We start from the raw sequence: 11,810 nt of genomic DNA on the forward strand, positions 1-11,810 counted from the left end.
ACAGCATGTACACAAGGAAAGCGTACGCAACACGGGAAGTCCCTCGGCGTGGTCAGGGATGACCAACCGGACGCCCGCGAGGGACAGGCCGGGCGCCTTGGGATGACGGAGAGGCCCGTAGTACTGGTGAAGCCGGGTAATGCCGGTGGAGGGAAGGGGCCTCAGTTCAAGACCAACGCAACACGTAGTGAGGGACCTGGAGATTGGGCAACCTATCAACTCCGATCAGTGTTCAGAAGCTGCAGATGGCGTTACACGCGAAAGCGAAGGCAGAAGCCGGGTACCGCTTCTATGCGCTGTACGACAAGATCTACCGTGAGGATGTGCTGGCGCATGCGTACGCCCAGTGTCGCTCGAACAGGGGCGCGCCAGGTGTCGATCGGCAAGACTTCGCGGAGATCGCAGCGTACGGGGTGCAGAAGTGGCTCGGTGAACTGGCGCTTGCGCTCAGGCAGGAGAGTTACCGGCCGGACCCTATCAGAAGAGTGTTTATCCCGAAGGCCAATGGCAAGCTGAGGCCACTGGGCATCTCGACCTTGCGTGATCGGGTGTGCATGACGGCAGCGATGCTGGTGCTCGAACCGATCTTCGAAGCGGACCTTCCATCAGAGCAGTACGCTTATCGCCCGGGGCGAAACGCCCAGCAAGCGGTGATCGAGGTGGAGGAACGGTTGCATCGAGGGCAAACGGACGTTGTTGATGCCGACCTTGCGGACTACTTCGGAAGTATTCCACACGCCGAACTGATGCTGTCGCTTGCGCGACGCATCGTTGATCGGCGCGTGCTGCATCTGATCCGGATGTGGCTGGAATGCCCCGTGGAAGAAACCGATACCCGAGGCCGGAAGAAACGTACGACGGAGGCCAAAGACAGCAGACGTGGCATTCCGCAAGGCTCACCCATCTCACCACTGCTGGCTAATATTTATATGCGCCGGTTTGTGCTGGCATGGAAGAAGCTCGGACTTCAGCGCAGTCTTGGCAGTCGCATTGTGACCTACGCGGACGATCTGGTGATCCTGTGCAAGAAAGGGAAGGCTGAGGAAGCCTTGTCACGAATGCGCGAGATCATGGACAAACTGAAGCTGACGGTCAACGAGGAGAAGACACGAATCTGCAAGGTGCCGGAAGGCGAATTCGACTTCCTGGGTTATACGTTTGGGCGGCTGTACTCAGCGACGACTGGCCAGGCCCGTATGGGCATGCGTCCGTCGAAGAAGAGTATCCGGCGCATGGTCGAAAAGATTCATGCGATGACCGCACTCAAGACGGTGTGGCAAGAGACCACGGAGCTGGTGGGCCGGTTGAACCGCACGCTGCGCGGCTGGGCGAACTACTTCAAGGTAGGCTCGGACAGACGCGCGTATCGGGCGCTCGACAGCTACACCGCTACGCGGTTGCGTCGGTGGTTACGCAACAAGTACAAGGTTCGACGTCGCAGGGGCGGGACTTATCCATCCCAGCACCTCTACGGGCACTTCGGTCTCGTGCGTCTGACTGGTCCATGGTTGTGAACCTGCCGTGTGTGAAGGCGTGATGTCCTGTCCGAGAGCCGGATGCGGGAGATCTGCATGTCCGGTTCGATGAGCGGGGTGTGGAAACGGGGTTAAGGCGAGGTTACTCGGGCACCGCCAGACGAAAGGGGCGGCAACAGACAAACCGAACCTACCGCTACCGCGCCACATCTCGACTCTACCGAGCTTGTGTGAAAACACGCTGATCACCTAGACTGGATTAACTCATTCAGCGTGGGTGACCGGATGAAGCGATTCATAGAGGGGGAAGACCGCAAGCAGGTGACGCTGCTTCCAGAATGCCTCGATGATTTCGTCGCCGAGGACAATCCGGTCAGGATCATCGAGGCGTTCGTTGAGGAGCTTGACCTTGGCTCACTGGGCTTCGATGGCGCGATGCCGTCGACTACAGGTCGTCCGTCCTATCATCCGGCAGTGCTGCTGAAGATCTATATCTACGGCTATCTGAACCGGGTCCAATCGAGCCGTCGCCTGGAACGGGAATGTCAACGCAATGTCGAACTGATGTGGCTCACGGGTCGTCTGGCGCCGGACTTCAAGACCATAGCGGACTTCCGTCGTGACAACGGCATTGGCATTCGCAACGTGTGTCGCCGCTTCGTGCTGCTGTGCCGTGAGCTGAAGCTGTTCTCGCAAGCACTGGTCGCCATTGACGGCAGCAAGTTCAAGGCAGTGAATACGCGCGATCGCAACTTCACCGAGGGTAAGGTCGACAAGCGGCAGAAGCAGATCGAGGAGAGCATCCAGCGATATCTGAACGCGCTGGAGACTGCCGATCGTACGCAACCCGCGGAGCTGGAAGCGAAGACCACTCGATTGCAGGACAAGATCGCTCGCCTACGCGAGCAGATGCGAAATCTCGATCAGATCAAGGAGCAACTCAAGACGCAGCCTGATGGCCAACTTTCGATGACTGATCCCGACGCTCGCTCCATGGCGACGAGCGGCAAAGGCTCGGGAATGGTGGGCTACAACGTGCAGGTGGCCGTTGACGCCAAACATCACCTCATCGTGGCTCACGAGGTCACAAACTCTGGCAGTGACCGGGCGCAGCTTAGCCCCATGGCAAAAGCTGCGCGCGACGCAATGGGTAAGACCAGACTGCGGGCAGTCGCCGATCGTGGCTACTACACTGGGCCCCAGATCAAGGCGTGCGCCGATGCGGGCATTGCGGTCATGCTGCCGAAGCCGACAACATCAGGTGCGAAATACCATGGCCGATTCGACAAGGCAGACTTCATCTACGTTGCGCGGGACGACGAATACCAATGTCCAGCTGGAGAACGAGCCATTTACCGTTACACCAGCGAGGAACACGGGATGCAGCTACACCGATACTGGAGCAGCGCCTGTTCGCAATGCAAAATAAAGTCGCAGTGCACGCCCAGCGGCGAACGACGGATAAGTCGATGGGAGCATGAGTCGGTGCTGGAGGCAGTTCAACGCCGGCTGGACAAGACGCCTGATGCGATGACCGTGCGGCGTCGAACCGTTGAACATGTGTTTGGAACGTTCAAGCATTGGATGGGCTACACGCACTTCCTGACGCGCAGGCCGCCCAACGTGGGAACCGAGATGAGCTTGAACGTACTTGCCTACAATCTCACGCGAGTGCTGCGAATCCTAGGGTTCAGGAAAACAATGAAAGCGATGCGGCTGGTGGGTGCGTGAGCACCCGGGTAGACCTGAAACAAGGTCATTACGCTCGTCTGTAACGCTTCATAGCGATCGCCGTCTCGTCAGCGCCGTGATACGCAAAGGCATTCGAATGCGTCGCAGGGGTTAGGGTCACGCGTCACATTGTTATGCCATCGGGTTTCCACACAACCTGGGTCGCGTGCTGCCGATCGCGATCGTGCGAAATTCGCGCGGTCCATGCTGTTTGCATGAGCGAGTACCCGGTCACATACAGCCACTGGGTCAGCCTGGGCAAATCGTGACAATCCGCGGACGCGACGGCTGCCTATGCACTTCAACGTCGAAATTGTTTTCGATCAGCGCGTTATGATGGGCGACACTCAGCGCCGCTCGGTGACGCCTTGTCTCTTCACGGTCAATCCGATTGCCCGTCAGAAGCCGCGTTTCGTTCGCTCATCCACCCGATCGCCGGATCGCAATGTGAGAAGAAGCTGCTCGTGCCTTCTCCAGCGTTGCGACGGGCGCTTGAGAGGCTGCGAGCACATAGAGGCTGTGAATGAAGCCGCGCACGCGAGGCAAGGGAGCATGTTTGGCAACGACGATCAGATTGAGCCGGGAATAGAGATTGCGTGAGTATCGCTTTAAATTCTTGAATCATGGAGCGCGCGGTGAATAGTCGAGTACAGCAGATCTTCGGGCCGGAGTTCAGTTTTGGCATTGGCGGCGTGCCTTTGGGCAATGAATTCGAGGTTGTCACGGACGCCGGTGCGCAGAGGACAATGGAAGCCTCGTGGGAGGCAGGCATCCGCTATTACGACGTCTCTCCTTGGTACGGTCTGGGAGAGGCCGAGCGGCGCTTCGGTCGGTTTCTGCACAACCAGCCTCGAGACAGTTATGTGATTTCAACGAAAGTCGGAAAATTGCTGATGGCCTCCCCGGACAACGACAGCAACAAGCTATTTCCGTTGGGTAAGTCGCCAAACAGCGTAGTCTTCGACTACACGTCCGACGGAGTGCAACGGTCCGTCGAGGACAGCCTCCAGCGTCTCGGCATCGACCGTATCGACGTCCTGTTTGTCCATGATGTGTCGCCGGACAACGGTTTCTTGCCCAGGCCTTGGACAGAAGAATTCTCGACCGCACTCGAAGGCGCGTTCCCGGCACTATGTCGTATGCGTGACGAGGGCATAATCAGGGCGTGGGGAGTGGGCGTGAACTCACCCGAACCTATCCTGCGCGTTATACGGGAGTCGGACCCGGATGTCTGTCTGCTTGCTTCTCAGTACTCGCTGGTCGAGCATACCAATGCGCTGAACAACATATTTCCCCTAGCTCGTCAGCACGAGGTCAGTTTCGTCATGGGCTCCGCACTGAACGCCGGTTTTATCTCGGGCAGTGCGCGCTTCAACTACGGTGACAGTCGATGGAATATCTCGCAGGCTCACATAGCGAAGCGCGACAGGCTTCGTTCGGTGGCGCAGCAGTTCGGTGTCGATCTGCGCACAGCGGCACTTCAGTTCGCCGCCGCTCCTGATGTGGCGGCTGCCTTGATTGTCGGGGCGCATACGGAAGCTCAGGTACTTGCAAACGTAAGTTCGATGAAAGACAAGATTCCGGCAATGTTCTGGGAAGAACTGAAACGACAGGGGCTTATTGAGGAGAATGCCCCGGTTCCGGGCGGCGATGTCGCGGGCTGACACGTTGGCATTCGGCGGCGTCCTTGGGCGCGAAATCTAAAGCGAGCTAAAAAACTAACATTGTCGCGCTGCCGCGTGCATGCCCCGCCTTGACTGGCAGCGAGCCGCAGTCCCACAGTATCGATGAAGGCGGGACGGACTATCTATAGTGGGTCGAACTGAGGCGATCATCTGGAGGGCAGGGTGCGGCCATCTCCAGTCGCTCACGTGCGCGCTCCCACGGACGCCCAAACGTCAGGTCCAATCGGATAACGGACGTTTGCTCGTCAATCGCTGGGGGTTTTTGACCGGGGCGGGGCATGAAGTTTCGAAGCCCACTAGTTACCGTAGAATCGCTGACTCTTTACAGTAGAATCGCCAACTCCTAGCCGAGCACCGCCGGGGGTAGACCGCCATCGAACCCCGAATTAGGGGCACGGCGGGCGTCGGGACGCTGTGGCAGATCAGACATTCCGTTGATTGACAGCAAACGGATCGCTGCAATCCGCAGATCGACTTAGGCCGTCAAAGGGCAAAGCGATGACGAATTGTGCCGCCGGGCACGGACGTTTTTGACAACCGGCTTTGGAGCCAAGGGCATCCAGGGTCATTATCCGACTTGATCCGCACCCCGTGGAACCGGATTGACAATCGGGAGTGTTCGACGCATTCCGGGCCAAAACGGAAAACACCATAATGCATGACTTAGGCGAAATCGCCCAATGGCTGGAAAGCCACACCCTTCACCACGTATCTGACGTTCACACGACACTGCCGGATCCCACCTTCATGTCGAATGGGCGTGAATTCGTTTCGTTCAGTTCAAACAATTATCTGGCGCTGGCCAATCATCCCCGGTTGGTGACTGCCGCCAAGCAGGGGCTGGATCGCTATGGCGTCGGTAACTGCGAGTCGCGCCTTCTGGGCGGCGATCTAGAGGTCTATCGGGAACTGGAGGCACGCCTGGGTGCACTCAAGCACAAAAGCGACGCAGTGCTGTTCGTGACTGGCTATATGACCAATCTCGGCGTGCTCTCGACGCTGGTCAAAGCCGCTGCGCTGGCGCGCCTACACGGCTACCGCCCCAAGGCTCGCCGCAAATATGCTTACTACTCGGATGAGTTCAATCACATCAGCCTTCGGGAAGGCATCCAAATGTCCGGCGCACTGCGCCGCACCTACCGACACTGCGACATGAATCATCTGGAGTCGCTCCTGCGGACGGGGGACGGCACCACACCAATCATCGTCAGCGACGGCGTGTTCAGCATGGAAGGGACGATTACCCCCTTGCCGGACCTGGTGGCGCTGGCCGATCGCTATGGCGCCATCCTCTATATCGATGATGCGCATGCTACCGGCGTACTAGGCGAGCATGGCGGCGGCACCTCGGAACATTTCAGTTGCTACAGCCCCCATATCATCCAGATGGGCACGCTGAGCAAGGCATTTGGCGCCATTGGCGGGTTCGTGGCACTCGATCGGGATATGGCTGACGTGATCCGGCTTGCCAGTTCCGCCTATGGTTTTACCTGCCCGCCGCCGCCGGACCAGGCTAGCGCCCTACTGGCTGCGCTCGACCTGATGGCCGAAGAGCCGCAACGGCGGCAAAGACTGTGGGACAACCAGCGCTATTTCATCGAGCGCATACGACCGCTCGGATACCAGCTGCTGTCGACCGAAACGGCAATCGTTCCCGTGCTGATCGGCGACACTGAACTGTGCGTACGTTACGTCAACGTACTGCGGGAAGAACGTGTCCACGTCGACTCAATCCAGTTTCCGGCCGTGCCGCTCGGACAAGCACGACTGCGTTTCATGATGAATGCGGCCCATACCAAGACGCAAATCGATCATGCCATCGCGGTAATGGAAAGCATCGGTGCAAAGGCGGTGTCGTAGCTTTCTCCTTCGATGCGCCAGCTTCGAGTTCCTGATATGGCGCTTGCCCGGGCGTTTGATTTGTGCGCGATTGACTTGTGCTATCTCTGCAAGCTTCTGCACCTGCCACCCTGTGGCGCTGGATGACCTAGCCCTTTTCAACTGTGAATATTCCCTCTGCATTGCAGGACAGGCGCGCCCTGTTATTGCTCCGACAGCAGCAGCAAGACGAACCCAGCCACGTGCCGGGTTCGTGCTTTCTATGGCGTCGTCGGACCGGCGGCGTGGCGCTCACGCTGGCGCTGGCGGCGGATCGAACTCGGTCGCGACCTTCCCAGTCAGCGAGGAGCAGACAAGCCCAATGCATTCTTGCGCAGCGGGAGCGATCTCCTCGAAGCCCCCCGGCTTCAAGGAGCGCTACCGGGCGAGGATCGTGCAGCACAACCTCCACGCCGGCACCGGTTCATACGCCTTCAATGCGTAGTAATGACATGAATCCCGCCATTCGGGAAAGCCGCGACCCCCGGCTGGAAGGGCACGTACGCCTGACCCGAGGCGCCATCCACCGCGACCGAATGTACGCCGTTGCCCACCGCCAGCTTGTCGATGAGTGTGCGCGTCGACGCGTCGACTGTGCCGAGTATCGGCGTGAAGCCGGAGGCGGCCGCGATGCCGGTCGCGGTCTCATGACGAGCCGGAAGAAAATAGCGGTTTGACACTGCATCGTACGCGACCTGATCGACTCCGCCGAATGGAATGCTAGCAAGCGTGGCGCCCGTCGTCCGATCGAGGATCAACGTGATAAGCGGCTTCCCGGCGGCCGGATCGCAGCCCACCAGCATGTCGTTGTTCGGACCGAGTTCGAGTCCTGTTGGCCCACATGCGCCAAGCGGGAATACTTTGCTCACCGCCGGTGTGCCTGCGACCACCGTATTCGCGGCAATCACGTTCACCTCACCTGCCGGATTGGTCGGCGTGCCGTCGTTGTTGACGATGAAGCTCTTCGACTTCGAGTCGTACACGCACGCCTCGAGGCCGGACGACGTCGTGAACCTATAAGTCGCGACGATCGCGTTTGTCTTCGTCGAAATGAAAGTCGCAATCGGAGGCGTCTCTCCCGGACTCGAAAACATCACGAGGTTATCGTCCGGGTCGTAGCAGCCTTCGTCGACGCGGTGCGGGGCCGTGTTGAGTGGTGGCACTGCGATCGTGCTGACGACTTTCTGCTGCGCGACGTCTATGACCTTGATCGAGTTGACATCGCCGGCATAGAGGGTGTTCGTGCCGGGAATACCGACGAGTCCATCAGGGCCAGCAACATCGGTGTTCGCATTAAAGCCGGTGAAGGCGGTGGGGCCACTGCCCTTGATCTGCGAGATGAGCGTGTTGCTCTTCGTGTCGACCACGTCGACCGACGCGTTGTTGCGGTCGGCAAGGTAGTACTTGCCACTATCGGCGTAGCTGATGTCGAAACTGAACGGCGGGGTGGCCGAATTGGGTACCGCGATGGCAGTCTTGATGGTCGGCGAAGTGGAGGTGAGGTTGTCCGAGCTTCCCCCGCACGCGGTGAGCAGAATGGATGCGCCAAGCGTTAACGCGAACCAAAGCTGTCTTTTCATTGTTGTCTCCGGAATAGGTCCGCATGTCCGGTCAGGAACGGGGACCATTTTTGGTTGCAAGGTTGCGAGACCACGCCACGAATGGACGCAGCCTCCGCAAGCACAATAGGACGAGCAATGCGCAAAGTCGAAGACGTAATCTTGCTGCGGCGCAACAAAGCATTCGGTTGGCGTGTCAGGCCGACTATTTTCATTGCCAATTCAACCAGTTATGCGATTACCTTCGGATCAGTAGACTCAGACGATACTTTTTATTTGCAATCCGGCGCGTCCGCTGCCTGTCCTTGAGCGGACGGCTCGCCTCGGAAGGCGAATGTTTATACAGGGTCGACTTCTGCCGGACACAGAACGTCGACGGCGGCTACCTCGACTGTCTCGGCGTCGGACCGGGTTCGGCCATCTACGGCCGTTGGCCCGTGCTTTCATGCTGACAGTCGAACGTCGGCTTCGCCACCAGCTAACGGACCTTCGCGCGCCGATCCTGTCCGGCGCGTTGTCGGCCGAAGCGGTTGTTCGGGTGTCTCTGAGACGGAGATTCAAAGTCGGATTTCACCGGCCTGCACCGCGTCCCGGCGCCAAGCTTCACCGCTTCGAACAAGTGTCGCGTGGACAGCGCCGGGAAGTTGGGCCAGAGTTGGACTTTCGCCACGTCGACGCACAGCTTCAGTGTGGCACGCCAAGACAGCCACGTCGCCTTTGCAGCGTACCAATGAAACGTTTGTGGTCAGCGAACTGAAGTGTTTCCACATGGCACAGCCGACCACCACACAGGAGCAAGTCGTGGGACAACTCAGTCATCTGCTCATCGTAGCTTTGCTGCGCTTTCTCTCAATACTTCCGTACCAATTGGTCGCGAGGCTTGGCAGCGCGCTTGGCGCGGTCCTGTATGCGCTTCCCAGCCGCCGCAAACATATAGTCCTTGTCAACCTGCGCCTCTGCTTTCCGGAAAAGACTGGAGCTGAGTACGATGAGCTTGCGAGGGAACACTTCCGGCATGTCATCCGCAGCTATCTCGAACGAGGCATTCAATGGTTTGGTAGCGCGCAAACGATAAGAAATATCGTCCAGATCGAAAGCGCGATTGATCTCCAAGACAAAAATCCTCCGCCTACAATCTTTTTGGGATTTCATTTCGTGGGCATCGAGATCGGGTGCATGCGTTACTCGCTGCAATTGCCTGTCGCTGCCCTGTACACGCACATGTCGAACACGCGTCTTTGCGACCTGGCCAGACGGCAACGCGGCCGATTCGGTGCAGAGATGATCGAACGTTCGACAAGCGCCAGGAAGATCGTGAGATTCCTTCACGAGGGCAAACCGGTCATGCTTGCTGCCGACATGGACCATGGCATCGACGACTCTGTTTTTGTGCCTTTTTTTGACGTTCCTGCGTGCACGCTGACTTCTGTTTCGCGACTTGCGAGATTGGGGCACGCGCGCGTTGTGCCGTTCGTGACCGAAGTACTGCCGGATTTCAAAGGATATCGGTTGACCATCTTCGCGCCGCTCAGCGATTTCCCATCAGAAAGCGACACGAATGATGCGCGTTGCATGAATGCGTTTCTCGAGGCCCAGATAATGAAATTCCCCGCACAGTATTACTGGGTGCATCGACGCTTCAAACATCGTCCACCCGGCATGCCTGCGGTATATTGATCGTGCCGTGCGCCCAGCTCGTTCATACGTCCCGCAAGCAATCGAAACCGGAAAACGGGACCCAGAGCGAACGGCCATGGCGGGTCGACTCCGGGCATCGACTTCACGCGGCAGCGGCCATTCGTCGAGCGTAGGGCGCAATCCAGCGCGAATGTCCAACGACCGATCACTTGCCGACCGACTCGAAGGGATGAATGACGCTGCACCTTGCGGAAGCTTAAAGCGATATCCGAAAACCGAGTACTTTTGCGTTTTTACACGGGGCCTCGGCCGTGAAGAGACGGTCATCGATCCCAGTTTGACCGACCGCTCTTGGGCGTTATGCAAAGCTTCTCATGGGTCGAATCCAAGCAGCCGCCGTTTCGCGTCTGATCGGGGGTTGTTGCAGTAAGCATGTCACACATCTACCATGCCTATTTGACGACTACGAGGGGGTCAACTTTTGCCCCGCGTTGTTGTCTGCTGACCTTGCAAAATTGCAAGGTCAGATTGTCGCGTTATTGAGGCAAAGTCAGGTTAGTCCTGCGCCAGGGCTCGTGTCGCAGGCTGCTCGCCCCTGGCGCAATCCTTGCGCGAACTCACGAGGACGCACCCGCCAATGATCATGGGCATCGCCGCGGCTGCTGTTGTGTTGGTAGCCGTACTCTTATAGATCAGGCGAGGCGCCGCAATGCTGAGCAAGGGCGCGTGACGAGCGAGGACTGCATGGGCGGCGTGGCGGAATCAGAAAACGCTAGCGTGTCCGGGGGGCGAGGCCGTCAAGCGCGACAAGCCGCGCGAGAGGAAGAATCTATGCGGGAAAACGAAGCGAGCTTCCGGACGATGATGGACACGGCTCCGGTGATGATCTGGATGTCGGATACGACTCGGCTGTGTACGTTTTTCAACAAGCCGTGGCTGGATTTTACGGGCCGCACGTTGGAGCAGGAAATCGGCAACGGGTGGGCAGAGGGTGTGCACCCGGACGATTTCGAACGCTGCCTGAGCGTTTACGTCTCATCGTTTGACGCCCGCAAGGATTTCACAATGGAATACCGTCTGCGAAGACGGGATGGCGTGTATCGCTGGATCCTCGATACCGGCGTGCCGCAGGAGGACGTCGACGGCACGTTTCTCGGCTATGTTGGTTCATGCGTCGATATCACCGACCGCAGGCAGGCCGAAGAAAAATTCCGGAGCGCTCTGGAATTCCTGCCGATTGCACTTCTCATGATTGATCAACACGGGCGGATTGTGCTGGCTAATGAGCAGACCGAAAGGCTCTTCGGGTATCGACGTGACGAACTGAGCGGGCAGCCTGCGACTATGCTCGTTTCGCAATTGCGGAGCGATAACGAGTCCACGCCGGAACCCGAGATCTCCCGCATGGCACACGCTTCCATAGTGGCGGCCCCTCGCGATCTGTTCGCGCGGGCAAGGATGGAACCGAGTTCCCGGTCGAGGTCGGCTGCAAGACGATTCGATTCGAAGATGAAGAGGCCGTGCTCGCGGTTATCATCGACAGAACGGAGCGGTATGAACTGTACCGAAACCGGCAGGAACTGGCCCATCTGACGCGCGTGTCGACGATGGGTCAGCTAGCGGTGACGCTCGCGCATGAACTCACCCAGCCCCTTACCGCGATTCTGAGCAACACTGAGGCCGCCCAGCGGTTTATGGCAACGGATCCTGTCGACCTGGCCGAAGTGCGCGAGATACTGAAAGACATTGTTCAGGACACCAACCGCGCGGGCGAAGTAATCCAGCGGATTCGCGCGTTCCTCAAGAAAGGCGACCGGGAAATCGCGCCGCTCGATCCAGTCGCA

9 protein-coding genes are annotated in these 11,810 nt (G+C 58.5%); 8 read left to right on the plus strand and 1 reads right to left on the minus strand.

Annotation, left to right across the window (positions count from 1 at the left end; translation table 11 throughout):
- Positions 1-203: 203 nt before the first annotated feature.
- The 5 genes from ltrA to PQR02_RS28275 all read left to right on the plus strand — a co-directional run bounded on the left by ltrA (position 204) and on the right by PQR02_RS28275 (position 6,751).
- A complete protein-coding gene (gene ltrA / locus PQR02_RS28255; RefSeq protein WP_408239171.1) occupies positions 204-1,514 on the plus strand; it encodes a group II intron reverse transcriptase/maturase in 1,311 nt (436 codons plus the stop codon).
- 246 nt (positions 1,515-1,760) lie between these two features.
- Positions 1,761-3,206 (plus strand): IS1182 family transposase, encoded by a 1,446-nt coding sequence (locus PQR02_RS28260; protein ID WP_408239174.1) that lies wholly within the window; start codon positions 1,761-1,763, stop codon positions 3,204-3,206.
- Between the two features lie 294 nt (positions 3,207-3,500).
- On the plus strand, positions 3,501-3,806 hold the full coding sequence (locus tag PQR02_RS28265) for a hypothetical protein (RefSeq protein WP_408239177.1): 306 nt from the start codon (positions 3,501-3,503) through the stop codon (positions 3,804-3,806).
- 35 nt (positions 3,807-3,841) lie between these two features.
- Entirely contained in the window at positions 3,842-4,870 is a 1,029-nt protein-coding gene (locus PQR02_RS28270; protein ID WP_408239180.1) for an aldo/keto reductase, read from the plus strand.
- Between the two features lie 636 nt (positions 4,871-5,506).
- Complete coding sequence (locus PQR02_RS28275) at positions 5,507-6,751, plus strand: aminotransferase class I/II-fold pyridoxal phosphate-dependent enzyme (RefSeq protein WP_408239183.1); 1,245 nt, start codon at positions 5,507-5,509, stop codon at positions 6,749-6,751.
- Positions 6,752-7,203: 452 nt separating this feature from the next.
- Here PQR02_RS28275 and PQR02_RS28280 read toward each other — a convergent pair whose 3' ends face one another.
- Entirely contained in the window at positions 7,204-8,349 is a 1,146-nt protein-coding gene (locus tag PQR02_RS28280) for a YncE family protein (protein ID WP_408239186.1), read from the minus strand.
- A 780-nt stretch (positions 8,350-9,129) separates the two neighbouring features.
- Here PQR02_RS28280 and PQR02_RS28285 point away from each other — a divergent pair.
- The 3 genes from PQR02_RS28285 to PQR02_RS28295 all read left to right on the plus strand — a co-directional run.
- On the plus strand, positions 9,130-10,005 hold the full coding sequence (locus PQR02_RS28285) for a lipid A biosynthesis lauroyl acyltransferase (RefSeq protein WP_408239188.1): 876 nt from the start codon (positions 9,130-9,132) through the stop codon (positions 10,003-10,005).
- A 792-nt stretch (positions 10,006-10,797) separates the two neighbouring features.
- Positions 10,798-11,559, plus strand: coding sequence for a PAS domain-containing protein (locus tag PQR02_RS28290; protein ID WP_408239192.1), 762 nt, complete (start codon positions 10,798-10,800; stop codon positions 11,557-11,559).
- Positions 11,560-11,573: 14 nt separating this feature from the next.
- On the plus strand, positions 11,574-11,810 hold a 237-nt coding region (locus PQR02_RS28295; protein ID WP_408239194.1), incomplete at its 3' end, for a histidine kinase dimerization/phospho-acceptor domain-containing protein.

It is taken from the genome of Paraburkholderia sediminicola (genome assembly GCF_046026895.1).
In the GTDB taxonomy this organism is placed as follows: domain Bacteria; phylum Pseudomonadota; class Gammaproteobacteria; order Burkholderiales; family Burkholderiaceae; genus Paraburkholderia; species Paraburkholderia sediminicola_C.

What these genes read in the sequence shown, in the direction of transcription:
- PQR02_RS28280 (WP_408239186.1), bottom strand. Translation starts at nt 8,349, where the DNA reads ATGAAAAGACAGCTTTGGTTCGCGTTAACGCTTGGCGCATCCATTCTG.
- PQR02_RS28290 (WP_408239192.1), top strand. Translation starts at nt 10,798, where the DNA reads ATGCGGGAAAACGAAGCGAGCTTCCGGACGATGATGGACACGGCTCCG.
- PQR02_RS28260 (WP_408239174.1), top strand. Translation starts at nt 1,761, where the DNA reads ATGAAGCGATTCATAGAGGGGGAAGACCGCAAGCAGGTGACGCTGCTT.
- PQR02_RS28265 (WP_408239177.1), top strand. Translation starts at nt 3,501, where the DNA reads ATGCACTTCAACGTCGAAATTGTTTTCGATCAGCGCGTTATGATGGGC.